20 protein-coding genes are annotated in these 24,605 nt (G+C 73.4%); 8 read left to right on the forward strand and 12 right to left on the reverse strand.

Annotated elements, in window-relative coordinates; genetic code table 11:
* Positions 1-356 precede the first annotated feature (356 nt).
* Positions 357-740 carry a DUF1844 domain-containing protein gene (locus AC5P1B_RS04800; RefSeq protein WP_493884948.1) on the forward strand — a complete coding sequence of 128 codons (384 nt, stop codon included), beginning with the start codon at positions 357-359 and terminating at the stop codon, positions 738-740.
* 115 nt (positions 741-855) lie between these two features.
* On the opposite strand, the gene AC5P1B_RS04805 is transcribed toward AC5P1B_RS04800, so the two are convergent.
* The 4 genes from AC5P1B_RS04805 to AC5P1B_RS04820 all read right to left on the reverse strand — a co-directional run bounded on the left by AC5P1B_RS04805 (position 856) and on the right by AC5P1B_RS04820 (position 4,782).
* On the reverse strand, positions 856-1,596 hold the full coding sequence (locus AC5P1B_RS04805) for an MIP family channel protein (protein ID WP_493884950.1): 741 nt from the start codon (positions 1,594-1,596) through the stop codon (positions 856-858).
* A gap of 290 nt (positions 1,597-1,886) precedes the next feature.
* The gene (locus AC5P1B_RS04810; protein WP_493884952.1) at positions 1,887-2,633 is read right to left on the reverse strand and encodes an SseB family protein; all 747 of its coding nucleotides are present in this window, start codon (positions 2,631-2,633) and stop codon (positions 1,887-1,889) included.
* Positions 2,634-2,728: 95 nt separating this feature from the next.
* On the reverse strand, positions 2,729-4,051 hold the full coding sequence (mycP, locus tag AC5P1B_RS04815; RefSeq protein ID WP_493884953.1) for a type VII secretion-associated serine protease mycosin: 1,323 nt from the start codon (positions 4,049-4,051) through the stop codon (positions 2,729-2,731).
* Positions 4,051-4,782 carry a hypothetical protein gene (locus AC5P1B_RS04820; RefSeq protein WP_493884954.1) on the reverse strand — a complete coding sequence of 244 codons (732 nt, stop codon included), beginning with the start codon at positions 4,780-4,782 and terminating at the stop codon, positions 4,051-4,053. The genes mycP and AC5P1B_RS04820 overlap by 1 nt, the downstream gene beginning before the upstream one ends.
* A 1,247-nt stretch (positions 4,783-6,029) precedes the next feature.
* On the opposite strand from AC5P1B_RS04820, the gene AC5P1B_RS04825 reads away from it, so the two are divergent.
* A complete protein-coding gene (locus AC5P1B_RS04825) occupies positions 6,030-7,226 on the forward strand; it encodes an amino acid deaminase/aldolase (protein ID WP_493884955.1) in 1,197 nt (398 codons plus the stop codon).
* A gap of 126 nt (positions 7,227-7,352) precedes the next feature.
* On the opposite strand, the gene AC5P1B_RS04830 is transcribed toward AC5P1B_RS04825, so the two are convergent.
* From AC5P1B_RS04830 to AC5P1B_RS04845, 4 genes are read right to left on the reverse strand one after another with little or no spacing between them, the layout of a single operon-like run.
* Complete coding sequence (locus AC5P1B_RS04830; protein ID WP_493884956.1) at positions 7,353-8,429, reverse strand: DUF2510 domain-containing protein; 1,077 nt, start codon at positions 8,427-8,429, stop codon at positions 7,353-7,355.
* Between the two features lie 59 nt (positions 8,430-8,488).
* Positions 8,489-9,283: a 3-oxoacyl-ACP reductase gene (locus AC5P1B_RS04835; RefSeq protein WP_493884957.1), complete on the reverse strand. Its 795-nt coding sequence runs from the start codon at positions 9,281-9,283 to the stop codon at positions 8,489-8,491.
* 2 nt (positions 9,284-9,285) lie between these two features.
* Entirely contained in the window at positions 9,286-10,650 is a 1,365-nt protein-coding gene (locus AC5P1B_RS04840; RefSeq protein ID WP_493884958.1) for an aldehyde dehydrogenase family protein, read from the reverse strand.
* An 11-nt stretch (positions 10,651-10,661) separates the two neighbouring features.
* Entirely contained in the window at positions 10,662-12,029 is a 1,368-nt protein-coding gene (locus AC5P1B_RS04845; RefSeq protein ID WP_493884959.1) for a glutamine synthetase family protein, read from the reverse strand.
* A gap of 89 nt (positions 12,030-12,118) precedes the next feature.
* On the opposite strand from AC5P1B_RS04845, the gene AC5P1B_RS04850 reads away from it, so the two are divergent.
* The 3 genes from AC5P1B_RS04850 to AC5P1B_RS04860 all read left to right on the forward strand — a co-directional run bounded on the left by AC5P1B_RS04850 (position 12,119) and on the right by AC5P1B_RS04860 (position 15,331).
* Complete coding sequence (locus tag AC5P1B_RS04850) at positions 12,119-12,862, forward strand: FadR/GntR family transcriptional regulator (RefSeq protein ID WP_493884960.1); 744 nt, start codon at positions 12,119-12,121, stop codon at positions 12,860-12,862.
* Positions 12,863-13,055: 193 nt separating this feature from the next.
* Complete coding sequence (eat, locus tag AC5P1B_RS04855) at positions 13,056-14,567, forward strand: ethanolamine permease (protein WP_493884961.1); 1,512 nt, start codon at positions 13,056-13,058, stop codon at positions 14,565-14,567.
* A 56-nt stretch (positions 14,568-14,623) separates the two neighbouring features.
* Positions 14,624-15,331: a gamma-glutamyl-gamma-aminobutyrate hydrolase family protein gene (locus AC5P1B_RS04860; RefSeq protein ID WP_493884962.1), complete on the forward strand. Its 708-nt coding sequence runs from the start codon at positions 14,624-14,626 to the stop codon at positions 15,329-15,331.
* A gap of 10 nt (positions 15,332-15,341) precedes the next feature.
* On the opposite strand, the gene AC5P1B_RS04865 is transcribed toward AC5P1B_RS04860, so the two are convergent.
* Positions 15,342-16,361 carry a LysR family transcriptional regulator gene (locus tag AC5P1B_RS04865; protein ID WP_493884963.1) on the reverse strand — a complete coding sequence of 340 codons (1,020 nt, stop codon included), beginning with the start codon at positions 16,359-16,361 and terminating at the stop codon, positions 15,342-15,344.
* 70 nt (positions 16,362-16,431) lie between these two features.
* Between AC5P1B_RS04865 and AC5P1B_RS04870 the strand changes: the two genes are divergently transcribed.
* Entirely contained in the window at positions 16,432-17,613 is a 1,182-nt protein-coding gene (locus AC5P1B_RS04870; protein WP_493884964.1) for a TDT family transporter, read from the forward strand.
* 36 nt (positions 17,614-17,649) lie between these two features.
* On the opposite strand, the gene AC5P1B_RS04875 is transcribed toward AC5P1B_RS04870, so the two are convergent.
* The 3 genes from AC5P1B_RS04875 to AC5P1B_RS04885 form a co-directional block, all read right to left on the reverse strand.
* On the reverse strand, positions 17,650-18,390 hold the full coding sequence (locus tag AC5P1B_RS04875) for a helical backbone metal receptor (protein WP_493884966.1): 741 nt from the start codon (positions 18,388-18,390) through the stop codon (positions 17,650-17,652).
* Positions 18,391-18,702: 312 nt separating this feature from the next.
* The gene (locus tag AC5P1B_RS04880; protein WP_493884968.1) at positions 18,703-21,321 is read right to left on the reverse strand and encodes an ABC transporter permease/substrate binding protein; all 2,619 of its coding nucleotides are present in this window, start codon (positions 21,319-21,321) and stop codon (positions 18,703-18,705) included.
* On the reverse strand, positions 21,314-22,486 hold the full coding sequence (locus AC5P1B_RS04885; RefSeq protein WP_493884970.1) for a quaternary amine ABC transporter ATP-binding protein: 1,173 nt from the start codon (positions 22,484-22,486) through the stop codon (positions 21,314-21,316). Before AC5P1B_RS04885 ends, AC5P1B_RS04880 begins: the two co-directional genes overlap by 8 nt.
* Before the next feature lie 249 nt (positions 22,487-22,735).
* On the opposite strand from AC5P1B_RS04885, the gene AC5P1B_RS04890 reads away from it, so the two are divergent.
* Together AC5P1B_RS04890 and AC5P1B_RS04895 are read left to right on the forward strand one after the other, a co-directional pair.
* Complete coding sequence (locus AC5P1B_RS04890) at positions 22,736-23,674, forward strand: 5'-3' exonuclease (protein ID WP_493885414.1); 939 nt, start codon at positions 22,736-22,738, stop codon at positions 23,672-23,674.
* A 46-nt stretch (positions 23,675-23,720) separates the two neighbouring features.
* Entirely contained in the window at positions 23,721-24,596 is an 876-nt protein-coding gene (locus tag AC5P1B_RS04895) for a siderophore-interacting protein (RefSeq protein WP_493884971.1), read from the forward strand.
* The last annotated feature ends 9 nt before the right edge of the window (positions 24,597-24,605 follow it).

Raw genomic sequence — 24,605 nt, forward strand, 5'->3', positions numbered from 1 at the left:
ACATGAGTATCCAGCCGGTCAATCACCAGGCTACACCACGCGGGCCGTGGCCGCCGCCGCACCGCGCCCGGCAGCCGCCCGGTCCAGGTGCCGGGCCCCCTCTCGTACGATTCGTACGGACCATCGACTCGTACGGGCACGGACAGCCCCTGCTACGGGCGCCGGCAGTCCCGCCCAGCGGGCGCTGACGGCACCCTCGCACGGACGGAACACCGGAGTCCCGTCCGTACGGATACGGACAGCCACGTTCACGCGGATACGGACACGTCCCGCCCGCGCGGGCGACGGATACCGGCAGTCCCTGAGTCCTCGTACGGACACGAGTCCTCGTACGGACACCGACAGACGAGAGAGCCATGAGCGACGCCGACGCCCAGCAGCCGGAACCGACCGAGGGCGGGACCCCTGACTTCGACGCGATGACCCGCGACATCGCGGACGTACCCGCGGTGGAGGTGATCACGACGGTCGCCGTGCACCTGATGAGCGCGGCCGCCGTCAACCTGGGCCTGGCCGAGGAAGGCCCCCAGCACAAGGACCTGGACGAGGCCCGCAAGCTGATCACCGCGCTCGCAGGGCTGGTCACCGCGAGCGCCACCGAGGTGGGCTCCTACCACGCGGGTCCGCTGCGCGACGGCCTGAAGTCGCTCCAGCTGGCCTTCCGCGAGGCGTCGTCGGTGCCGGACGAGCCCGGTCAGGGGCCTGGCGAGAAGTTCACAGGACCGGTCTTCGGCGGCTGACCGCCCCGCGCGCCGGGCGGTCCGGGTGAGCGGGCCGCCAGCAGCCGAGCGCTTCCGGCGGGCGGCCTCGCCGCCCGCCGGAAGCGCCGGTCGGCGCCTGGCGCCGACGCCGGGATCAGGTCGCGGCCCGCTCCCGGTCCAGCAGGTCACCCGCGCGCGGGTGCGTGAACTGGTGGACGACGGCGGCGAGCGCGCCGCCCACCAGGGGCGCGAGGAAGAACAGCCACACCTGCGCCAGCGCGTCCGTGCCCGCGAAGATGGCAGGACCGAAGCTGCGCGCCGGGTTCACCGACGTGCCGGTGAGCGGGATGCCGACCAGGTGGACCACGGCGAGCGACAGGCCGATCGGCAGCCCGTCGAAGCCGACCATGGCCACCTTGTGGGTCACGGCGAGCACGATGAACACCAGCAGGAACGTCAGCATCACCTCGGCGAGGAACGCACCACCGGTGTTGATGTTCACGGCTGAGCGGTGGCCGAAGCCGTTGCTGCCGAACTGCCCGCTGGTCTTGAGCCCCGGCACCTGCTTGGCCAGCAGGAACAGCACGGCCGCACCGGCGATACCGCCGAGCAGCTGGGCGATCCAGTATTCGATCGCGGTCCGCACCGTGATGCGGTGGGCCAGCAGCATCCCCAGGGTGACCGCCGGGTTGATGTGGCAGCCGGAGACAGGGCCGAGCGCGTAGGCGAGCGCGAGCAGGGTGAAGCCGAAGGCCAGGGCGATGCCGACGGTGCCGATGTACTCGGCGGCGAGCACGGCGGAACCGACCGCGAAGAACACCAGCAGCAGGGTGCCGGCGAACTCCGCGACGACCGTTCTCGTGTCCAGGTCCGACAGAGCAGTCCTCGTCTCCATGACGCTCTCCTTGCGTGGATCTTGAACTGTCCTTGCATTGTGGAATGAACCAGGACATTTCGCCCGTCGGGGCGGAGCGCCCAGGGCAGCCCGCTTCAGGGCCTGGCGTTCACGGCAGAGCCTCTGGAGAGATCAGGAGCTGCCCGCCGGGCCGGCGGAGGTGCCGGGCCGGGCGCGGCGGGGCGTCGCGCGTGGCCCGCGTGTCGGGCCATCCGGACGAGGCGGCCGCTGAGCGGCTTCTGCGGAGCGACGGGCTTCGGGCTTCTGGGGGGAGGGACCGGCGCGGGCCCTCAGGCGGTGTACAGCGGTTCGCCCGGCACCTTCGCGTCCGGCGGCAGCAGGGCCAGTTGCAGGCCGCGGACGAGCCGGGCCCGCAGGACCTCGTCAGCGGCGAGCGCCTCGGCGACCCGCCGCGCCACCTCCCGGGCGGGCGCGTCGGCCACGAGGGTCAGCGCGAGTGTGCCGTCGGCGTCGGCGGACGGGGCCAGGTGGGCGCGCAGGACGCCCGGCTCGGCGGCGAGCACGCTACGCAGCGCCTGCGCCACGGCCGGATCGCCCAGCGGGTCGGCGTCTGTCCTGCCCTCGGCCAGAGCCAGCAGTGCCGCTCCGGTCAGCGGATAGGTCACCGGACCGGCGAGGTCCAGGACGAGGGTGTCGGCCTTCTCATGGGCGGCTGCCTGCAGCGCCTGGTGCAACGGCACGGCGACCGGCCGTGCATCCGGCCGCCAGCGGGCCAGCGTCTCCGTCGAGGTGAAGGCGGGCAGCGCCCGTCGCCCGCCCGGTGCCTCCAGCGTGGGCACCGCCATGTCGCTGGACTTCTCCCGGCGCAGCACTCTCCCCGCCGCGGTCGGCACCTCCTCGACCTCGTCGAGGACGGCCACGACGGGCACCAGCAGCCGCGCCCGCGAGAGGGCGCTCAGCACGCGCGGCTCGGCCGACGGGTCGGCGGCCCAGGCGGCGAGCGCCTCGGCGAGGCGAGGGTCGGCGGAGCCGTCGTCGCTGGAGAATCCGGAGTCAGGGATGTTCTTGAGAGCCACGCGTCGAGGGTATCCGGGGGCCTTCCTGGCACCGCGCGCCGGGAGCGGGTGCCCGGGCCCCGGCCGCCGTCCGGCCGGGGGCCGGGGCGGGGCCGTTACGGGCTCACGCCGCCCGTGGCGCGGCGGCGGGCCCGGCGGGCGAACCCGTCGCGCCCGAGGGCGACCGCCGTGAGCAGCAGGACGGTACCGGCGAATCCGGCTGTCAGGGCCAGCCGGTTCGGGCCGCCGTCATCGCTCTCCGCACGCGCCCTGCCGGGGCCCGCGCCGAAGTAGCGGCCGGAGAACGCCCGCCGCTCGGGCCCCTGGGCCCTGGGCTCCAGCTTGCCGCCCGCCCTGATGGCGGCGGCCGGGTCCACCATGCCCGCGCCGAGCGCGTCGCTGCGGCCACCCTCGGGCGGGTCCTGCGCGGTGTCCGCGAGCAGCTGCTTGACCTGCGCGGGGCTGAGTCGCGGAGCCGCCGACCTGACGAGCGCGGCGGCACCGGAGACGAACGCGGAGGCCGCGCTGGTCCCCCAGCCCTCGTAGTAGCGGCGGTTCGGGTCGGCCATCATGATGTCGACGCCGGGTGCGCAGACCGTCGCGTACCAGCGGCGCGTGGAGAAGGGCGCCCGGGTGCCGTAATGGTCGACGGCGGTCGCGGCGATCACACCCGGGTACGCGGCCGGATACGAGACCCGGTCCCCGTCCTCGCCGCCGTTGCCCGCCGACGCCACGACGACGGCCCCCTTGCTCAGCGCGTACTGGACGGCGGCGTCCTCACGGCGTTCGGGGTGGGCCGACGCGCTGTCGTCGCCGAGCGACAGGTTGATCACGTCGGCGCCGTGGTCGGCCGCCCAGCGGATGCCGTCGGCGAGCGCGGCCCCACGGGCGCTGCGCGCCTTCTTCCTGGCCGGGTCACCCTCTTCGAGGATCACCCGTACCGGGAGGATCTTCGCCCCCGGCGCCACACCGAGCACACCGTTGTCACGCGAGGGGCCGTGGCCCCGGCCCGCGATGATCCCGGCCATCGCCGTCCCGTGGCGCGCCCAGGTGCGGTCGCCGCGCCGCGCCCCGAAGCCGATCAGATCCTTGCCCGGCAGGACCTGCCCCTTGAGGTCGGGGTGGTCGGCGTCGACTCCGGTGTCCAGGACCGCCACCGTGACGCCCTCGCCCTTGGTCGTCTTCCAGGCGTCCCGGACATGGAGCGCGTCCAGGGCCCATTCCCGTGACTGGATACCGTCGGCCCGCGCGGGGGCGACGGGGAGCAGCGCGAGCGACGCCGTGGCCAGCGCCGTGGCGAGCGCCCGCACTCCGGGCCGACGCGCCCGGCGCCTCCCCGGCCGCTCGGCGCCGCCGCGGCGGACTGCCTCCGCTGGGCGGGCCACGGGGTGCCGGGGCTGGGGGTCCGGAGGGCCGGGTGTCGCCGGTCGCGGGGTCATCAGTCCGTCTCCGTAGCGGATGTCACGGCTTCACGGAAGGCCCGTTCCACACCGTTCGTGATGCCTGTCGCGTCGTGCCCGAGGCCCGCCTTGGCCGGGTCGGAGGACGCGTCGCGCTTCGTCGCCCGGCCCGCGGGCTCGGGCGCGGCGACGGTCCGGCCGTCGGCGAAGCCGGTCACCGCGTAGACGATGACCGGGAGGTCGGTGGTGACCCGCAGCCGCCAGCTGGCGCGTTGCCCGTCGCCGAAGTCCTCGGCGGCTGTTCCCTCGGCCGCGTAGGGCCTCGGCAGCAGGTCGCCGCGTTCGTCCAGCCGCTCGTCGGCGAACCGGTCGCGCAGCGCGCGCATCCCCCCGGCATCGGAACGCGTCACCACCAGGCCCACCGTCGTGACGCTCGTACTCGTGGCGTCGGTGTACGTGGCACGCAGCAGGCGGTGGCAGCCGACCGGCGAGAGCGTCTTGGCCAGCAGCGGATCGAACGCTCCGTCACACCGGCTGTCCGGGGCCACGGCGACCCGCGTCCAGCTGCGGTCGGCGCCGCCGGGGCCCGCGCCGGGACCGCGCAGCGTACGCGGGAACAGGTCGTCCACAGGCGCGCTGTGCCACACGGTGCGGGCGCGCTGGAAGGCGTCGGCGGAGCCGCGGCCGTCCGCCCCGTCGCTGAGCCAGTTCCCCGTGACGGCTCCTCCCAGCAGGCCGATCCCGAGCACACCGCACACGAGGGCGCCCACGGTACGGAGGAGGACGCGGGAACGGGGGGTGCCGTGAGCGGCGCTGGGGCCATCGCCGTCGCCACTGTCGCCGGTGCCGGTGCCGGTCCCGTTGCTGTCGCGGCTCGCGTCGTCCCCTCGCCGGGCGCCGGGGTGTGGCTGGGGGGGGCCGGACGGGTGACCGGCGCGGTACCAGGGCCGCGTCCCGTCATGGGCGTCCGGACGCGTCGGCTCGCCCGGCGCGCTCTCCTCCCGGGCGGCGCCGGACGTACGGACAGCGCTCCCGTCCGGTGCCGGACCACGGTCCGCTCCCGCGTCCGGCCCGGGCGCCTGGCTGGGCCGGGGCGGGAAGACCGCCCCTGCCGGAGGCGCGGCCGGTGCCGTGGCCGGAGGCGCCGCGGGCGGGGGCGTTGCGGGCGGGGGCCCGGGCGGGCCGGAAACGGGCGGCGTCGCGGCACGATCCGGTACGGGATCGGGCGTCGCGGCACCAGCCGGTACAGGACCAGCTGTCGCGGGGCCGGACGCCGCAGCGGGCGCGGCCGGAGGCATGGCTGTCGGAGGCGGCGGGGGCGGCGGGCCGGACGGCCTGGCGGGAACGGTCGGCGCCGCACCGCCAGCCGGAACCGGATCAGGCGCCTTGGCCCCAGCCGGTGCGGGACCAGGCGTCGCGCCATCGGCTCCAGCCGTTACCGCATCAGACGTCGCCGGGCCAGGCGCGGCAGGGCCGGACGTCCCGGCACCAGGCGTTTCAGGACCAGGACCAGGACCAGGACCAGGTGTCGCGGCCTCGGTTCGTACGGGCTCCGGCCGGCCCCCACTCGATGGTTCGGGAGCGGGAGGCGTCCGGGGGCTCTCGGGCATGGCCGGAGCGGGCGTCGCGGCCGGGGCGGGCGTGACAGCGCGGGCCGGGGAGCCGGTGCGGGGCTCGGGGGACGCCGTGGGGCGGGGTGGCTGGTGGGGCACGGGGGGTGCGCTGGGTGTCGGGCGGTGGTGAGGGGCCGGGGGGTGGTCGGGCGGTGGCGGCGTGGGGCGGGGTGCGCGTGCGTACTCCGCGTCGGTGCTCACCTGCACCCCCTCGCACCCTTCGACACCATGGACCGCCCGCGACCGCGCCGTCCGATCGCCTTTCGGGACAGGCCGGTTCATCACTGGGCAACACGCCGCTGACCTGCCGGTCACAGCGTGCGCGACACTCTACGGGGCACCAGGTGCCCTGCGCACTGGCTGTCCTACTACCCAGCGGTAACGACCTCTGGCAAGCTGCCTCCATGCCCTCCCCGAGTGCCGACCGAGCCCGTTTCGACCGTGCGACCGCCCACCTCGACGCACCGGTCGCGATTGTCGATCTTCAGGCGTTCGACGCCAATGCCCGGGATCTGGTGCGCCGCGCGGCGGGCAAGCCGATCCGGGTGGCGAGCAAGTCGGTGCGCTGCCGCAGGCTGCTGGAGCGTGCGCTCCGGCACGACGGCTTCGTCGGTGTCATGAGCTTCACGCTCGCCGAGTCCCTGTGGCTGGCGCGCGCGGGCTTCGACGATGTGCTGCTCGCGTACCCGTCCGTCGACCGCGCCGGGTTCGCCGCGCTGACGAGCGATCCCAAGCTGGCCGCCGCCGTCACGGTGATGGTCGACGACCCGGTGCAACTCGACCTGATCGACGCGGTGCGCGGGGGCACGGAAGAGGTCAGAGTCTGCCTGGAGCTGGACACCTCACTGCGGATGCTGGGCGGCCGGGTGCGGATAGGGGCGCTGCGCTCCCCGCTGCGTGAACCCGTCCAACTGGCCGCTTTCGCGCGGGCCGTGGCGGACCGCCCCGGCTTCAGGCTTGTGGGGCTCATGGCGTACGAGGGCCACGTCGCCGGGGTGGGCGACGCCGTGCGGGGGCAGCCGGTGCGGTCCCGGGCGATCCGGCTGATGCAGGCGGCCGCGCGCCGGGAGCTTGCGGCGCGCCGCGCCGAGGCTGTCCGCGCCGTGCGGGAGGTCGCCGACCTGGAGTTCGTCAACGGGGGCGGCACGGGCAGCGTGCAGCACACGGCGGCGGAGGACGCGGTGACGGAGATCGCCGCGGGTTCGGGGCTGTACACGCCCCGGCTCTTCGACAACTACACGTCCTTCACCGGCCGCCCCGCGGCGCTGTTCGCCCTGCCGGTGGTGCGCAGGCCGGGGGTGGGGACGGTGACGGTGCTCGGCGGGGGCTATCCCGCGTCGGGGGCGGCGGGCGCCGACCGGCTGCCGGTGCCGTATCTCCCCCGGGGGCTGCGGTTCGATCCGCGCGAGGGCGCCGGTGAGGTGCAGACTCCGCTGCTCGGTCCGCCCGCCGATGATCTGCTCGTCGGCGACAAGGTCTGGTTCCGGCACGCCAAGGCGGGCGAGCTGTGCGAGCGGTTCGACACGGTGTGCCTCGTGGACGGCGAGCGGGTGGTGGACACGGTGCCGACCTACCGCGGCGAGGGCCACACGTTCCTCTAGCTCCCTCGGGTCCCTCGGGTCCCTCGCTGGTTTTCTCCCGGAGGTCTGTGGATCTGTGAGACCCGTGAACCCCGCACGCCCCGTGAGCCCCGCCAGCCGCGCGGGTCCCCGCCCCGCGGCCGCCCGTTATGTCTCCTCGCCGTCGCCCGCGGGCTCGATGCCCTTGACGATGGTGTCGAGGTCGGAGAGCGAGGGCGCCTTGTCGCTGACGTCGAAGCCGAAGCGTACGAGGACCATCGGCTGCGGCGCGTCGGACGGCTGTCCGGGCTCGGGGAACACGACGGACTGGACGTATCCGTCGTCGCCCTTCTTGGTGTCCACCTGCCAGCGGACGAGATAGCCGGGCTGGCCCGCGACGGTGACCGGCTCGGACTTCAGCTCCTTGTGCGAGGTGATGCCGCCGTACGCCGCCCGCTTGCCGTCCTTGTCGGTGCCGTAGGACTCCTCGGCGTTCAGCTTGATGTCCTGCTTGGCGATGCCCTCGGCCGTCTTGGCCGTGTAGCCGCCGCCGTCGGCTCCGGAGGTGAAGACGCCGCCGCGCACGCACCGGGTGCCGGGGTCGTTCGGGCAGGGGTAGGGGGAGGCGGTGAGGCCCAGGCCCCGCGTGTCCGGGCGGCCCGCCACCCAGCCGTTGAGGACCGGCACGCTGATGCTGTTGGCGGAGTCGATGGCGACGTCTCCGGCGTCGCTGGGCGCCGAGGGCCCGCCGTCATCCGGATCGCCGCCACCGGGCGCGGTCTCGTCTCCGAAGTGCGGCGCCGAGACCGACGGCTTCGGCTTGGCCGCGCGATCGCCGCTGTCGTCACCGTCGCCCCCGTCGTCCCCGAGCAGCACGACACCACCGACGACGGCGGCGACGAGCACGGTCGCGACGACGGCGATGAACGTGGTCCGCTGCCCCCGCCCGCGCGGCCCGCCCGCGTCGGGGCCGCCCGGGTACCCGGGGTATCCGGGCAGGGGCGGCCCGAAGGGCGCACCGGCGGGCGGTCCGCCGGGCTGACCGGCGGACGGGCCGTAGTACGGACCGGCGGGGCCGGGCGGCGGGCTGAACGCCGCCGGGGCGGCCAGCATCGTCTGCGCGTCGTGCACCGTGGGCGCGGGACGGCGGTGGCCGGTCCAGGCGGACCCGTCCCACCACCGTTCCGGGGCGACGCCGGGGCCGGCGTGGTCGGGATCGGGGTACCAGCCGGCTGGTGTCGTCATACTCACGCCGTCACCCTATGGGCAGGACTACGCCCCGTACACAGCCCGTCCCGGCACCGTCACACGGGCGTGACGTACGCGCCCGCGATCCCGCCGTCGACCAGGAACTCGGCGGCGTTGACGAACGAGGAGTCGTCGCTGGCGAGGAAGGCCACGGCCGCCGCGATCTCCTCCGGTTCGGCGAACCGGCCGACCGGCACGTGCACCAGGCGGCGGGCCGCGCGCTCCGGGTCCTTGGCGAACAGTTCCTTCAGCAGAGGGGTGTTGACCGGCCCCGGGCACAGGGCGTTGACCCGGATGCCCTCGCGGGCGAACTGCACGCCCAGCTCCCGTGACATGGCGAGCACCCCGCCCTTGGACGCGGTGTAGCTGATCTGCGAGGTCGCCGCGCCCATGACGGCCACGAAGGACGCCGTGTTGATGATGGAGCCCCTGCCCTGGCGCCGCATGTAGGGCAGTGCCGCCTTGCAGCACAGATAGACGGAGGTGAGGTTGACCTCCTGGACGCGCTTCCAGGCGTCGAGGCCCGTGGTGAGGATCGAGTCGTCGTCGGGCGGCGAGATGCCCGCGTTGTTGAACGCGATGTCCACCGATCCGTACGTGTCGTACGCGGTCTTGAACAGCGCCTCGACCTGCTCGGGGTCGGTGACGTCGACCTGGACGAACAGCCCGCCGACCTCGTCGGCCGCGGCCTTGCCCGCCCGCTCGTCCACGTCGGCGCACACCACCCGCGCGCCCTCGGAGGCGAAGCGGCGTGCGGTGGCCAGGCCGATGCCGCTGCCCGCTCCGGTGATCACAGCGGTGCGGCCCACGAGGCGTCGGCACACTGGGGTCTCGGTCTCGGTGTCGGTCACGGTCAGTTCTCCTCAGTGCTGATGAAGACGTTCTTGGTCTCGGTGAAGGCGGCGAGCGCGTCCGGGCCCAGTTCGCGGCCGAGGCCGGACTGCTTGAAGCCGCCGAAGGGGGTCCAGTAGCGGACGCTGCTGTGCGAGTTGACGGACAGGTTGCCCGCGGCCACGCCCCGCGAGACGCGGACGGCCCGGCCGAGGTCGCGGGTCCACACGGAGCCCGACAGGCCGTAGTCGGTGGCGTTGGCGAGCCGGACCGCCTCGTCCTCGTCGGTGAAGGGGATGACGGCGGCGACGGGGCCGAAGATCTCCTCCATGGCGGTCCGGTCGTCCGGCCGCGCCTCAAGGACGGTCGCCGGGTACCAGAAGCCCTTCCCCGTGGGCGCCTTCCCGCGGATCGCGGCGGGGGCGTCCTCGGCGACGTAGGACCGTACGCGGTCGCGCTGGGCCGCGGAGATCAGCGGGCCCATCTGGGTGGCCGGGTCGGCCGGGTCGCCGACGGTGAAGGCGGCGACGGCGGGTTCGAGGAGTTCCAGGAACCGGTCGTAGACGGACGCCTGCACCAGGACGCGGCTGCGGGCGCAGCAGTCCTGGCCGGTGTTGTCGAGGAAGGAGCCTGGGGCAGCGGCGGCGGCCCGCTCGATGTCGGCGTCGGCGAAGACGATGTTGGGGTTCTTGCCGCCGAGTTCGAGGGTGAGCCGCTTCACGCCCGGCGCGCACTTGGCCATGATCTGCTTGCCGACCCGGGTGGAGCCGGTGAACACGACCTTGGCCACGCCCGGGTGCTCGACCAGCGCGTCGCCGACCACGGGGCCCGCGCCCGGCAGCACCTGGAACAGGTCCGCCGGAAGGCCCGCTTCCAGGGCGAGTTCCGCGAGCCGCAGGGCGGTGAGCGGGGTGGTCTCGGCCGGCTTGAGGAGGACGGCGTTGCCCGCGGCGAGCGCGGGGGCCAGGCCCCAGGCCGCGATCGGCATCGGGAAGTTCCACGGCGCGATGACGGCCACGACGCCGAGGGGCTCGGCGAAGGTGATGTTCAGCCCGCCGGACACGGGGATCTGGCTGCCAGTCAGCCGCTCCACTCCCCCGGCCGCGTACTCCAGCAGGTCGCGCGCGTTGCCCGCCTCCCAGCGGGCGTTGCCGACCGGGTGCCCCGCCTCGCGGACCTCCAGCTGGGCGAGCTCTTCGAGATGGTCGTCGACGGCGGTGGCGAACCGGCGCAGCAGCCGCGCCCGGTCGCCCGGTGCCAGCGCCGCCCAGACCCGCTGGGCGACGGCGGCCCGCCCGACGGCGGCGTCGGCGGCTTCGCGCGTGGTGGCGGGGACGGTGGCGACGACTTCCTCCGTCGCCGGGTTGAGAATGTGGTGCTCGTGCATGTCGTGTGTCCTCACATGCGCTCGAAGGAGCGGAAACGCTCCCAGTCCGTGACGGCGGCGTCGTACGCCTCTTGTTCGACGCGGGCCATGCGCAGATAGTGCTCGACCACCTCGTCGCCGAAGGCGGCCCGCGCTATGGGGCTGGCCTGCCACAGGTCGGCGGCGTCGCGGAGGGTGGCGGGCACGTGTTCGGCGTCGCCGGCGTAGGCGTTGCCGGTACACGCTTCGGGGAGTTCGAGTGCGTTCTCGACGCCGTGCAGCCCGGCCGCGATCATTCCGGCGACCGCGAGGTAGGGGTTGACGTCTCCGCCGGGGAGGCGGTTCTCCATCCGGTGGGCGAGGCCGCGGCCGATGACGCGCAGCGCGCAGGAGCGGTTGTCGGGGCCCCAGGCGACGGCGGTGGGCGCGAACGAGCCGGGCCTGAACCGCTTGTAGGAGTTGATGTTCGGCGCGTACAGCAGGGTCAGTTCGCGGAGCGCGGCGAGCTGCCCGGCGAGGAAGTGCCGCATGGTGCGCGACATGCCGTACGGGCCGTCGTCATCGGCGAACACGGGGCGCCCCTGCTCGTCGCGCAGGGAGAGGTGGATGTGGCAGGAGTTGCCTTCGCGCTCGTTGTACTTGGCCATGAAGGTGAGCGCCATGCCCTCCTGGGCGGCGATCTCCTTGGCTCCGGTCTTGTACACCGAGTGCTGGTCGCAGGTGGTCAGGGCCTCGTCGTAGCGGAAGGCGATCTCGTGCTGGCCGAGGTTGCACTCGCCCTTCGCCGACTCGACGGTCATCCCGGCCGCGCCCATCTCGTTGCGGATGCGGCGCAGCAGCGGCTCGACCCGGCCGGTGCCGAGGACGGAGTAGTCGGTGTTGTACTGGTTGGCCGGGGTCAGCCCGCGGTAGCCCGCGTCCCACGCCTGCTCGTAGGTGTCCTTGAAGACGATGAACTCCAGCTCGGTGCCCGCGTAGGCGGTCCAGCCGCGTTCGGCGAGCCGGTCGAGCTGGCGGCGCAGCACCTGGCGGGGCGAGGCGACCACCGGGCTGCCGTCGTGCCAGCTGAGGTCGGCGGTGAGCATGGCGGTGCCGGGGTTCCACGGGAGGCGGCGCAGGGTGCCGGGGTCGCCGCGCATGGCGAAGTCGCCGTAGCCGTGGTCCCAGGAGGACATGGCGTAGCCGTCGACGGTGTTCATGTCGGCGTCCACGGCGAGCAGGTAGTTGCAGCCCTCGGTGCCGTGGTCCAGCACGTCGTCGAGGAAGAAACCGGCGGCGAACCGCTTTCCCTGGAGTCTTCCTTGCATATCGGTGAAGGCGAGGACGACGGTGTCGATCTCCCCTGCGCCGACGAGCCTTCTCAGCTCGTCAACCGAGAGCGGGGGCGTGCGGTCTGCCACGGTCGTGCCTCCTGTCGTGCGGCCGGAGGTCATAAGGTAGGCACGCAGACCATTGATTGGGAAGTGGTTCAGCCCGGAGAGTGGGATTCATGAACGTCGAGGACAGCGGAACGCCGGTGGACCGGCTCGCCCCGGTGCTGCGCCCGGTCCGGGCGGGGAACGGCTTCGAGGAGGCGCTGGAGCAGATACTCCAGGTGCTGCGGCTGGGCCTGGTGCCCGACGGCGAACGCCTCCCGGCCGAGCGTGAGCTGGCCGACCGGCTGCGGATCAGCCGGGTCACGCTGCGCGAGGTCCTGAAGGTCCTCCAGGACCAGGGCCTGGTGGAGAGCAGGCGCGGCCGGTACGGCGGCACGTTCGTCCGCGCCAGGGCCACCGCCCCGGCCGAGGACGCGCAGGGCGAACTGCGGCGCCGGGTCGCGGGCGTGGACGTGGAGGACACGCTGCGCTTCCGCGAGGTGCTCGAAGTGGGCTCGGCGGGCCTGTGCGCCGCGCACAAGCTCACCGCGGCGCAGGCGGACCGGCTGCGGGCCGCCCTGGACGGCACCCGGGACGCGGCCCTGGACGACTACCGCCGCCTGGACACGATGTTCCACCTCACCCTCGCCGAGCTCTCCGGCTCCCCCTCGCTCGCCGCCCAGTACGCGGCCGTACGCGCGCGCGTGAACGACCTGCTGGACTGCATCCCGCTGCTCGTCCGCAACCTGGAGCACTCCCAGCACCAGCACACGGCGCTGGTGGAGGCGGTGCTCGACGGCGACGCCGACGGGGCGCGCGAGGTGATGCGCGAACACTGCGGGGGCACGGCGGCGCTGCTGCGCGGGTTCCTGGCCTGAGGGGCACGCGCGGGCGCGGGCGTGGCCGGGCACGGCCGGCAGGGTGGACCGCAGGAATCGCCGCGCGCCCGCCGCGCCGCCGCGTCCGCCGCCCGTTCGTTACCCGCCTTTTACGCAAGGGTCTTGCGTACGGGCCCAGCGGAGGGCAAAGGTATGCCTCCACACCATTGCCCCGGCGAGCAGGAGCTCCCCCATGGCCGACGGACCTGAGCTGACCACCTCCCCACCCGGCGACGATCCCGCCCCCGGCCGCCCGCACGGCGACGCGCCCGCCCCCACCCCCGGCCACGACCCGACCACCGGGGACTACCTGGAGCGACGCACCCTGCGCCGGGGCAGCGCGGGTCCCCTGCTGCTCACCGGCCTCGGGGTCGCCTACGTCGTCTCCGGCGACTTCTCCGGCTGGAACGCGGGCCTGGCCGAGGGCGGCTTCGGCGGACTCGCCATCGCCGCCGTGCTGATGGGCCTGATGTACACCTGTCTGGTCTTCGCGCTGGCCGAGCTCGCCGCGATCCTGCCGACGGCGGGCGGCGGCTACGGCTTCGCGCGCCGCGCCCTGGGCACCTGGGGCGGGTTCCTCACCGGCACGGCCATCCTCATCGAGTACGTCCTGGCGCCCGCCGCGATCTCCCTGTTCATCGGCGAGTACGTGGAGTCCCTCGGCCTGTTCGGTCTTGAGTCGGGCTGGCCGGTCTACCTCGCCTGCTTCGTCCTGTTCATCGGCATCCACCTGTGGGGGGTGGGCGAGGCGCTGCGCTTCAGCCTGGTGGTGACCGCCATCGCCGTCGCCGCGCTGGTCATCTTCGCGCTGGCCGCCGCCACCGAGTTCAGCACCGGCTCCCTCAACGACATACCCGCCGACAAGGACGCCTTCGGAGCCAGTTCCTGGCTGCCGTTCGGGCTGCTCGGCATCTGGGCGGCCTTCCCGTTCGGCATGTGGTTCTTCCTGGGCGTGGAAGGCGTGCCGCTCGCCGCCGAGGAGACCCGCGACCCGGCCCGTACGCTGCCGAAGGCGATGGCCTGGTCGATGGGCATTCTGCTGCTGCTCGCGCTGGTCACCTTCGTCCTGGCGACCGGGGCGCGCGGCTCGGCGGCGATCGCCGGAGTCGGCGACCCGCTGGTGCAGGCGCTGCAACCGGACGGCGAGCCGACCACCGTCAGCCGCGTCGTCAACTACGCCGGTCTCGCCGGGCTCGTCGCCTCCTTCTTCTCCCTGATCTACGCCGGGTCGCGCCAGCTGTTCGCGCTCTCCCGGGCCGGTTACCTGCCGCGCTACCTGTCGCTGACCAACCGCCGCAAGTCCCCCTACCTGGGGCTGCTCGTCCCGGGCGCGCTGGGTTTCGCGCTGGCGGCCGCGTCCGGTGACGGGGCGCGGATGCTCAACGTCGCGGTCTTCGGCGCCACCATCTCCTACGCGCTGATGGCGCTCTCCCACATCGTGCTGCGCCGCCGCGAGCCAGGGCTGCACCGGCCCTACCGCACCCCCGGCGGCATCCTCACCTCCTCGGTGGCGTTCGTGCTGGCGTGCTCCGCGCTGGTGGCGACGTTCCTGGTGGACAAGGACGCGGCGTTCATCGCCCTCGGCGTCTACGGTGTGGCCCTGGCCTACTTCGCCCTCTACAGCCGCCATCGGCTCGTCGCCGCGGCGCCCGAGGAGGAGTTCGCCGCACTGGCCGCCGCCGAGGCCGAGCTCGCCCGCGACTGACCCCGCTCCCGCTTCCCGCCCGGCCCACTGGCCTGCCGTTCCGACCGGAGGAGTCCATGTCCAAGCCGCTCATCGGCGTCAGCACGTATCTGGAGGCGTCGGTCAGCTGGGGGGTGTGGCAGCTGCCCGCCGCCGTCCTACCCGCCGGATACCACCAGCTGGTCCAGCGGGCCGGTGGGCTTGCCGCACTGCTCCCGCCGGACGACACGGCGGGCGCCGCCGAGATGGCCGTCGCCCGGCTCGACGGCCTGGTCATCGCGGGCGGGCCCGATGTGGAGCCCGTACGGTACGGGGCCGAGCCGCATCCGCGGACCGGGCCGCCCGCCCGCGCCCGCGACGCGTGGGAACTGGCCCTGATCGAGGCGGCGGTGCGGCGCGGGCTGCCGCTGCTGGCCATCTGCCGCGGCCTGCAACTGCTCAACGTCGTCCAGGGCGGCACGCTGGTCCAGCACCTCCCGGAGACGGTCGGCCACACCGGGCACAGCGGCCCGCCGGGCCGGTTCGCCCAGCACACGGTGAAGCCGGTGGCGGGCTCGCTGCTGGCCAGTGTGCTGCCGGAGACGGTCGAGGTCCCCACGTACCACCACCAGGCGGTGGACCGGCTGGGTGACGGCCTGGTGGCCTGCGCCCACGCGGACGACGGCACGGTGGAGGCGCTGGAGTTCACCGGGCCGCGCGCCTTCGCCCTGGCCGTCCAGTGGCACCCGGAGGCGGGCGAGGACCCCCGCCTGCTCCGCGCACTGGTGGCGGCGGCCACCGGCTGAGGGGCCGCGGCTACGTTCCCCGCGTCAGCCCCAGCAGGTCGCGCGCCGGGCCCGTGGGGCGGTGCCCCGTCGGCCAGACCGCGCGCAGGTCACGGCGCAGCCGTACGCCCTCGACCGGCACGGCGACCAGGCGGCGTGCCGCCAGCTCCTCGCCGACGGCGAGTTCGCTGAGCACGGCGGGCCCGGCGCCGCTCACGGCGGCGGACTTCACCGCCGTGGTCGAGGCGAGTTCGAGCAGCGGCTCGGCCAGGCCGCCGTGCGCGCGCAGGGCGGCGTCAAGGACCTGACGGGTGCCCGAGCCGCGCTCGCGCAGGATGAGCGGGGTGGCGGCGAGTTCACCGGCGCTCACCGCACCGCGCCGCCGGGCCCACGGGTGGACGGGGGCGGTCACGACGAGGAGCCGGTCGTGGCCGATGACCGTGCCGTCGAGACCCGGTGGCGCGTCCGTGCCCTCCACGAAGCCCAGGTCCGCCGTCCCGTCATGGAGCTGCCGGGCGACCACGGCCGAGTTCCCCGCGAACAGGGACACCGCCGTGTCCGGGCGGCTCGCGCGCAGCGCGATCAGCCAGCCGGGCAGCAGGTACTCGGCGATGGTCATGCTGGCCGCGACGCGCAGCCGCGAGTCACGGCGGCCGCGCAGGGCGCGGACTCCCACGTCGAACGCCTCAGCCGCCTCCACGATCCGCCGCGCCCAGTCCGTGACCAGCGTCCCGGCGTCGGTGAGCCGGGAGCCGCGCGGTGAGCGGTCCACCAGGGCGACACCCAGCTGCCGTTCCATGGAGCGGACACGGCTGCTCGCGGCGGGCTGGCTGATGCCGAGTTCGCGGGCGGCGCGGCCCAGGCTGCCCAGCCGCGCGACGGCGAGCAGCAGTTCCAGCGCGCCGAGGTCGGGCACCCGGTGCGCTATCGGCGCGCCCTGGTCCGGTCGCCCGCCCCGCGCCCCGTCCGCGTCCGCCGCCCCGCCGTGCCCGGCGGCTCCGCTCCCGGTGGCCCTGCCCTCCGCGCGTCCCTCATCCACCTCACCGCTCATAAGCTGAGTTTATGCCCCCATAGGGACATCACTCCTGGTCCGTGCCGCCGAAGCCGCGCACCGTGGGCTCATGGTCCTCACCTCGTACGTTCCCGCTCGCGCCGCGCCCCGTCACGCCACCGAGGCGGAGCCCCCGGCGGAGCGCCGCGTCCGCGCGTCCGTGCGGTATCTCGGGCCGAACTGGTACTCCACCGTGATGGGCACCGCGATCGTGGCGAGCGCCGGAGCCGCACTGCCGCTGGACGTCCCCGGCGCGCGCGCCGTCCTCATGGGCTTCTGGGCGCTGTCGGCCGTCCTGCTCGGGGTGCTGCTCGCCGCGCGCGGCCTGCACTGGCTCCGCCATGGCGACCAGGCCCGCGCGCACCTGCTGGACCCGGCGGTCGCCCCGTTCTACGGCTGCCTGGCGATGGCGCTGCTCGCGGTCGGCGGCGGCACGCTCACGGTGGGCGCCGACGTCATCGGCGTACGGGCCGCCGTCGCCGTGGACGCCACGCTGTGGGTGACGGGCACGCTGGCCGCTCTCGCGGCCGCCGCGGGAATCCCGTATCTCATGATCACCCGGCACCGGATCGAGCCGGGCGGCGCGACGCCCGGCTGGCTGCTGCCGGTGGTCGCTCCCATGGTGTCCGCCGCGCTCGGTCCCCCGCTGATCCCCCGGCTGCCCGCCGGGCAGTGGCGGGAGGCGATGCTGCTCAGCTGCTACGGGCTGTTCGGGCTCAGCCTGCTGGCGACGATGCTGCTGCTGCCCCTCGTCTTCGGCGCTCTGCTCCAGTACGGGCCGCCACCGCTCGTCCTGACGCCCACGCTCTTCCTCGTCCTGGGGCCGCTGGGCCAGTCCACGACGGCGGTGGGGCAGCTGGCCGACGTCGCGCCGGGCGCGGTGCCCGCCCCGTACGCGCACGCGCTCGGCTGGTTCGCCGTGCTGTACGGCGTGCCAGTCCTCGGGTTCGCGCTGCTGTGGCTGGCGCTGGCCGGGGCGCTGGTGGTGCGCGCCGTCCGGCGGGGCATGCCCTTCGCGCTGACCTGGTGGGCGTTCACCTTCCCGGTCGGGACCTGCGTCACGGGCGCCGCGGGGCTGGCCCGGCACACCGGTCTCGACGCGCTGCACTGGCTGGCAGCGGGGCTGTACGTGCTGCTGGTGGCGGCATGGGCGGTGGCGGGGGTACGGACCGCCCTCGGGCTGACGCGCGGCACGCTGCTCACGCCGCCGCGCGCGGTCGCCCCGGACCCGGACCCGGACCCGGCCACGTAGCCGGACCCGCCGCCCGGGCTGCCCGGCCCGCGCGGGTCAGCCCGCCTGTGCCAGCGCCTCACCGAGGACGGCGGGGGCTTCCGCGAGCGACGGGCCGTACCAGGTGAGGTGCCGGCCGCTGACAAGCGCGGCGGGCAGCCCGGGGAACGCCTCGGGGCCGTCGTCGGCGGTGAAGCGGTACGGCTCGTCGGGCAGCACCACCAGATCGGCGCCGCTGGCGTTCAGCGCGGCGATGTCCACGCGCGGATAGCGCTCGGCGTGGTCCGCGTAGACCTGGCTGACGCCGAGCCTGGCCAGCAGGTCTCCCGCGAAGGTGGCCCTCCCCAGGACCATCCACGGCCGCCGCCACACCGGCACCACGGCCCGCCGCGCCCTGGCCCCGCGCGTGCGCGCCGCCTTCCGCCAGGCCGCCTCGGCCTCCGGCAGCCAGCCCGGCTCGGGGAGGCCGCAGCCGTCGACCAGCGCCCGGCGCAGCTCGCTGAACGCCTGCTCCAGGTTCCGCACCTCGGTGACCAGCACCTCAAGCCCGGCGGCCCGCAGCGCCACCAGGTCGGGCTCCCGGTTCTCCTCCTCGTTGGCGATCACCAGGCTGGGCTTGAGGGCGATGATCCGCTCGGTATCGGGGTTCTTGGTGCCGCCGATGCGCTCGGCCGCCAGGTCCGCCGGGTGGCTGCACCAGTCGGTGGCACCGACGAGCAGCCCGGGGGCGGTCTCGGCCACCGCCTCGGTCAGCGAGGGCACCAGGGACACGACACGCCGTACGGCTGAGGGACTCATGCCCTCAACCGTAGGCGTGCCCGGAACCGCGAAGGCCGCCGTGGCCCGGATCGGGGAGATCCGGGCCACGGCGGCCGTTCAGCGGGTGTCCGGCGGTTCACGGGTGCCCGGCATCGGGCCGCGCATGGACCCTCCTCAGGCCGCCAGGCCCGCAGAAGCAGCCACAGCACAGCGAAGGGGCTTGCCCTCAGGGGCGCGGGGAACTGCGCGACCAGCCACGACGCACCCGCGGTCCGCGACGCACGGACAGGGACTCCCCCTCCCGGCATGATCCCGCCGGGCCGGCCGCACGGCCCCGGCGGGGCCAACGGGTCACGGCGCCACGGGCGCCATCTTGTCCACGATCCCCGGATGGGCGTCCATCCACTTCTCGACGCCCTCCTCGACGTTGCCCTTGCCCGCGTCCTGGATGGACGCCTCAAGGCTCGCGAGCTCCTTCTCGGTCATGTGCCAGTTCTTCAGCCACCCGTTGAACTCGGGGTACTTCTTCGGGAAGGACTTGTGGCCGAGCGAGCGGATCTCGTTGTTGTCGCCGAACGCCTTGTGCGGGTCGGCGAGCTTGGTGAGGTCGTACTTGCTGTACGCCCAGTGCGGGGTCCAGAGCACGACGGCGATCGGCTCCTTCTTCGCGTACGCCCGCTCCAGCTCGGCGAGCATCGCGGGGGACCCGGAGCTGGTGACCTCGTACTCCTTGTCGAGCCCGTACGCGGGGAGCACCTTGCTCTTGAGCAGCTTCATCTCACCGGTGCCCGGCTCGATTCCGATGATCTTGCCCTTGAACGTGCTGGACTTGCCCTTGAGGTCGGCGAGGGACTTCACGTCCTTCACGTAGGACGGGACGGCGATCTCCAGGGAGGTCTTGTCGTACCAGGCCCCGATGTCGACCAGGTCCTTCTTGTACTTGTCCCAGTACTGCTTCTGCGCGACCGGCAGCCAGGCGTCGAACTCGACGTCGATCTGCCCGGCGGCCATGCCGGTGAACATCGAGCCGATGTCGTACTGCTTGATCTTCGGCTTGTAGCCGCGCCGCTGGAGGACGGCCTTCCACAGGTACGTGGTGGCGATGTCCTCGTCCCACGGGAAGTACCCGATGCGGGGCGCCGCGCCCGCCTGCTTGCCCTCGCGTTCGGCACCGGCGACCGGGGCGATCCTGTCCACGAGGCCGGGGTTCTTCTTCAGCCAGGCGCGCACGCCCTCCTGCTGGTGGCCCTTGCCCGCCCGCTGGATCTCCGCCTCCAGGCTGGTGAGCTGCTTCTCGTCCAGCTTGAAGTCCTTCATCCACTGCGCGACCTGCGGCTCCTTCTTCGAGAAGCCCTTGCGCGCGAGGGTGTGGATGCCGTCACCGGAGCCGAACTCGCCCTTGGTGTCCTTGAGCTTGGTGAGGTCGTACTCGTTGTACGCCCAGTGCGGGGACCACAGCACAACCGCGACGGGTTCCTTCTTGGCGTACGAGCGCTCCAGCTGGGAGAGCATCCCGGCGGTGGAGCCCTGGACGAGCTTGTAGTCCTTGTCGAGCCCGTACGCGGGCAGCACCTTGTCCCGCAGCAGCCTCATCTCGCCCGCGCCGGGCTCAATGCCGATGATCTTGCCCTTGAAGGTGCCCGCCTTGCCCTTGAGGTCGTCGAGGGTCTTCACGCCCTTGACGTACGAGGGGACGGCGATCTCCAGGGAGGTCTTGTCGTACCAGGAGCCGAGGTCTTCCAGCTGCTTGTTGTACTGCTTCCAGTACGAGGCGTGGGTGGTGGGCAGCCAGGAGTTGGTCTGGACGTCGATATCGCCCGCGGCCATGCCGGTGTACAGCGCGCCGACCTCGTACGACTGGGTCTTCGGCTTGAACCCGCGCTGTTCGAGGACTTCCTTCCACAGGTAGGTGGAGGCGACGCCCTCGTCCCAGTTGATGTAGCCGATGTCGACCGAGCGGCCGTGGCCGACGTCGTAGGTGACCTCGCGCTGCTCGTCGTCGGGGCCGAAGACGTTCAGACCGCCGGCGACCAGCGCGAGGACGACGACGCCGACCATCGCGACCGAGGTCGCGGGCCGCCATTCCAGCACCTTCAGCCCGCTGGTGGCACTGGCCTGGCGCTTGGCGAGCGCGCGGCGGCCGAGCGGAGAGACGCGCTGGTTGAGCGCGCTCGTCATGCGGTCCAGGTACATGGCCAGGATGACCACGGCGAGGCCGCCCTCGAACCCGAGCGCCACGTCCACCGAGCTGATCGCCTCGAAGACGGAGGAGCCCAGACCGCCGCCGCCGACCATGCCGGAGATGACGACCATCGACAGCGCCAGCATGATCGCCTGGTTGATGCCCGCCATGATGGTGGGCAGGGCGAGGGGCAACTGGACGCCGGTCAGGGTGCGGCGCGGACTGGTGCCGAACGCCTCCGACGCCTCGACCAGTTCCGCGTCGACCTGCCGGATGCCCAGCTCGGTCATGCGCACGCACGGCGGCATCGAGAAGACGATCGTGGCGATGGCCCCGGGGACCACGCCGACGCCGAAGAAGAAGATGCCGGGGATCAGGTAGACGAAGGCGGGCATCGTCTGCATGAAGTCCAGCACCGGCCGCAGCAGGGCGCTCACGGTGCGGTTGCGCGCCGCCAGGATGCCCAGGGGCACCGCCATCGCGATGATGATGACGCCCGCGACGAGCACCAGGGACAGCGTCTCCATCGCCTCGCCCCATTGCTCGATGGAGTCGATGAGCGCGAAGCCGACGAACGCCACCACGGCGGGCGCGAGTCCGCGCAGCCACCAGGCGATGACCGCCAGAATGCCCGCGAACAGCAGCGGGTCGGGCGCGGAGAGCACGTCGTGCACGCCCTCGTACATGCCGTCCACGACGGTGGAGATGAACTCGAACAGCCAGTCGAAGTGCTCTCTCAGGTAGGTGACGCCCGAGTCGATCCACTGGCCGATGTTGATCCTAGGCACCCGCGGTCACCTTGCCCTGAGCCGTGCCGTCCGCCGGAGCGGACGCTTCCATGCCGTCGCCGTCGGCCGTGGCGGAGGCGCCCGGGGCCTCCGTCGTACGGGTCGGTTCGCCGAGCACCGCCAGCAGCCGCGAGGCGGGCACGACGCCGATGAGGGCGCCGTCCCCGTCGACGACGGCGACCGGGGCCGCGCTGCCCGCGCAGGGCGTGAACAGCTCGAAGATGGGGGTGTCCGCCGTGACGGTGGCGGGCGCCTGGGCGAGCACGTCCTCGGCGGTACGGGGCTTGCCCCCGGCCGGGGCCTCAAGGGCGGTCGCGGGGTCGGCCATGATGGCTCCGGCCGTGAGCACCCGGGAGCGGTCCACGTCCTGGGTGAAGGAGGCGACGTAGTCGTTGGCCGGGGTGACCAGGATGTCCTGGGCGTTGCCGATCTGGACGATGCGGCCGTCACGCATGACGGCGATCTGGTCGCCGAGCCGCATGGCCTCGTTCAGGTCGTGGGTGATGAAGACGATGGTCTTCTTCAGCCGCTTCTGGAGTTCGAGGAGCTGGTCCTGCATGTCGCGGCGGATCAGCGGGTCGAGCGCGCTGAACGACTCGTCCATCAGCAGCAGGTCGGCGTCGGTGGCGAGCGCGCGGGCCAGGCCCACGCGCTGCTGCATGCCGCCGGACAGCTCGTCGGGCCAGGAGTTCTCCCAGCCCGCGAGCCCGGCGAGTTCCAGGGCCTCGGTGGCCCGCTCCTCGCGCTCGACGCGCGGCAGCCCCTGCACCTCAAGGCCGTAGGCGGCGTTCTCCAGCACGCTGCGGTGCGGGAAGAGCGCGAAGTGCTGGAAGACCATGCTGATCTTGCGCGAGCGCACCTGGCGCATCTCGCGGGGGCTCAGGGCGGTCAGGTCCTGACCGTCGAAGAGCACCTTGCCCGCGGTCGGCTCCAGCAGCCCGTTGAGCATGCGCAGCAGCGTGGACTTCCCCGAACCGGAGAGCCCCATGACGACGAATATCTCGCCCGCCTCGACGGAGAACGACGCGTCGACGACGGCCGCCGTGGTCCCCTTGGCGCGCAGGTCGTCGCGGCTGGCGCCGCCTTCGAGGGCCGCGACCGCCGCATCGGGCCGGCGGCCGAAGACCTTGTACAAGTGCTCAGCCTGAAGCCTGGACACATACACCTCTCGGGTCGAACTCAGATACGACCCGCGCCCGCGAGGGGCTGTTCCGCCGGGGGCGGAAAGAGGTCGTGGAGCGGGCGGATTCTGCCCGCCTGCCTATGTGTCCATTGCAATAGTTGAACGTGCGACATGGTCCGCTCCGGGCTCGCGCCTGCCCCGGTTCGCCAGGACCAAACACATAAGTGCCTTACCTCACAGTCCCCCGGTGTTTGCGCGGTGCGGCATGATCGGGGCGTGACGCGACGCCTGATGCTCCTCGATACCGCCTCCCTCTACTTCCGCGCCTACTTCGGGGTGCCGGACTCGGTCAGGGCCCCCGACGGCACGCCCGTCAACGCCGTGCGCGGGCTGCTCGACTTCATCGCCCGCCTCGTCCAGGACCACCACCCCGACGACCTGGTCGCCTGCATGGACGCCGACTGGCGGCCCCAGTGGCGGGTCGAGCTGATCCCCTCGTACAAGGCGCACCGGGTAGCCGGGGAGACACCGGCCGCCGGGCCCGCCGAGGAGCACGTCCCGCACTCCGGCGACTACGAGGAGGAGATCCCCGACACCCTCTCCCCCCAGGTCCCGGTCATCGAAGCCGTGCTGGACGCCATCGGCATCGCCCGGGTCGGCGCGCCCGGATACGAGGCGGACGACGTCATCGGCACCCTGGCGACCCGGGCGAGCGGGCCCGTCGACATCGTCACCGGCGACCGCGACCTGTACCAGCTGGTCAGCGACGCGCGCGCGGCGCGCGTCCTCTACCCGCTCAAGGGCGTCGGCACGTTGCAGACCGTGGACGAGGAGCTGCTGCGGGAGAAGTACGGCGTCGACGGCTCCGGATACGCCGACCTCGCGACGCTGCGCGGCGACCCGAGCGACGGACTGCCGGGGGTGCCCGGCATCGGCGAGAAGACGGCGGCCAAACTCCTGGCCGCGTACGGCGACCTGGCCGGGATCGTGGCCGCCGCGCACGACCCGGCAGCGAAGCTGACCCCCGCGCAGCGCAAGCGGATCATCGAGGCGCGCGACTACCTGGCGGTCGCCCCGCGCGTGGTGCGCGTCGCCACCGATGTCGCGCTGCCCGACTTCGACCCGGCGCTGCCGGGCGAGCCGCGCCACCCCGAGACCCTGGAGGCACTGGCCGAACGCTGGGGCCTGGGCGGCTCACTGCACCGCTTGCTCTCCACACTGCCGCGATAGCTGTTAAGTTAGGTAATCCTAACTTCCACCTCGTCAGGGAGGCACCGTGACAGAGCGTCCGGCCCGTAAGAAGCCGCAGCTCCACCAGGGGCGGGTGACGCGTACCGAGCAGCTCACGCCGCACATGGTGCGCGTGGTGCTCGGCGGCGAAGGGCTGGCTGACTTCGTAGCGGGCGAATGGACCGACCACTACATCAAGCTGCTGTTCCCCATCGACGGCGTGGCGTATCCCGAGCCGTTCGACATGCAGCAGATCCGCGCCGACTTCCCCCGCGACCAGTGGCCGGTCACCCGCACCTACACGGTGCGGAGCTGGGACCCGGCCACCCGGGAACTCGCGGTCGACTTCGTCGTACACGGCGACGAGGGCCTGGCCGGACCGTGGGCCGCCGGCGTCAAGCCGGGCGAGGAGATCAAGTTCCTGGGCCCCGGCGGCGCCTGGGCCCCCTCCCCGGACGCCGGATGGCGCCTGCTGGCCGGTGACGAGAGCGCGCTGCCCGCCATCGCCGCCGCCCTCGACCGGCTCGCCGCCGAAGCCAAGCCGGACGTGCCGGTGCACGCCTTCATCGAGGTCGCCGACGAGAACGAACGGCAGCCGCTGACCGACGTGCCCGGCGCGGTCGTCCACTGGCTGCACCGCGACGGCGCCCCGGTCGGCGAGAAGCTGACGGCGGCCGTCCGGGCGCTGGACTTCCCCGCCGGTGACGTCGACGCCTTCGTACACGGCGAGGCCGGGTTCGTGAAGGAACTGCGGCGTCTGCTGCGCGTGGAGCGTCAGGTCCCCCGCGAGCGGCTGTCGATCTCCGGCTACTGGCGGCGCGGCCACAACGAGGACGGCTGGCAGGCGTCGAAGCGCGAGTGGAACGAGCAGGTCGAGGCGGAGCAGGAGCGCGGCGGCCAGTCCGCGCCGGTCAGCGCCTGACACCCGGAC

The sequence above is a fragment of the Streptomyces sp. A01 genome (assembly GCF_059026195.1).

What these genes read in the sequence shown, in the direction of transcription:
- AC5P1B_RS04800 (WP_493884948.1), top strand. Translation starts at nt 357, where the DNA reads ATGAGCGACGCCGACGCCCAGCAGCCGGAACCGACCGAGGGCGGGACC.
- AC5P1B_RS04805 (WP_493884950.1), bottom strand. Translation starts at nt 1,596, where the DNA reads ATGGAGACGAGGACTGCTCTGTCGGACCTGGACACGAGAACGGTCGTC.
- mycP (WP_493884953.1), bottom strand. Translation starts at nt 4,051, where the DNA reads ATGACCCCGCGACCGGCGACACCCGGCCCTCCGGACCCCCAGCCCCGG.
- AC5P1B_RS04825 (WP_493884955.1), top strand. Translation starts at nt 6,030, where the DNA reads ATGCCCTCCCCGAGTGCCGACCGAGCCCGTTTCGACCGTGCGACCGCC.
- AC5P1B_RS04830 (WP_493884956.1), bottom strand. Translation starts at nt 8,429, where the DNA reads ATGACGACACCAGCCGGCTGGTACCCCGATCCCGACCACGCCGGCCCC.
- AC5P1B_RS04840 (WP_493884958.1), bottom strand. Translation starts at nt 10,650, where the DNA reads ATGCACGAGCACCACATTCTCAACCCGGCGACGGAGGAAGTCGTCGCC.
- AC5P1B_RS04850 (WP_493884960.1), top strand. Translation starts at nt 12,119, where the DNA reads ATGAACGTCGAGGACAGCGGAACGCCGGTGGACCGGCTCGCCCCGGTG.
- eat (WP_493884961.1), top strand. Translation starts at nt 13,056, where the DNA reads ATGGCCGACGGACCTGAGCTGACCACCTCCCCACCCGGCGACGATCCC.
- AC5P1B_RS04860 (WP_493884962.1), top strand. Translation starts at nt 14,624, where the DNA reads ATGTCCAAGCCGCTCATCGGCGTCAGCACGTATCTGGAGGCGTCGGTC.
- AC5P1B_RS04865 (WP_493884963.1), bottom strand. Translation starts at nt 16,361, where the DNA reads ATGAGCGGTGAGGTGGATGAGGGACGCGCGGAGGGCAGGGCCACCGGG.
- AC5P1B_RS04870 (WP_493884964.1), top strand. Translation starts at nt 16,432, where the DNA reads ATGGTCCTCACCTCGTACGTTCCCGCTCGCGCCGCGCCCCGTCACGCC.
- AC5P1B_RS04875 (WP_493884966.1), bottom strand. Translation starts at nt 18,390, where the DNA reads ATGAGTCCCTCAGCCGTACGGCGTGTCGTGTCCCTGGTGCCCTCGCTG.
- AC5P1B_RS04890 (WP_493885414.1), top strand. Translation starts at nt 22,736, where the DNA reads ATGCTCCTCGATACCGCCTCCCTCTACTTCCGCGCCTACTTCGGGGTG.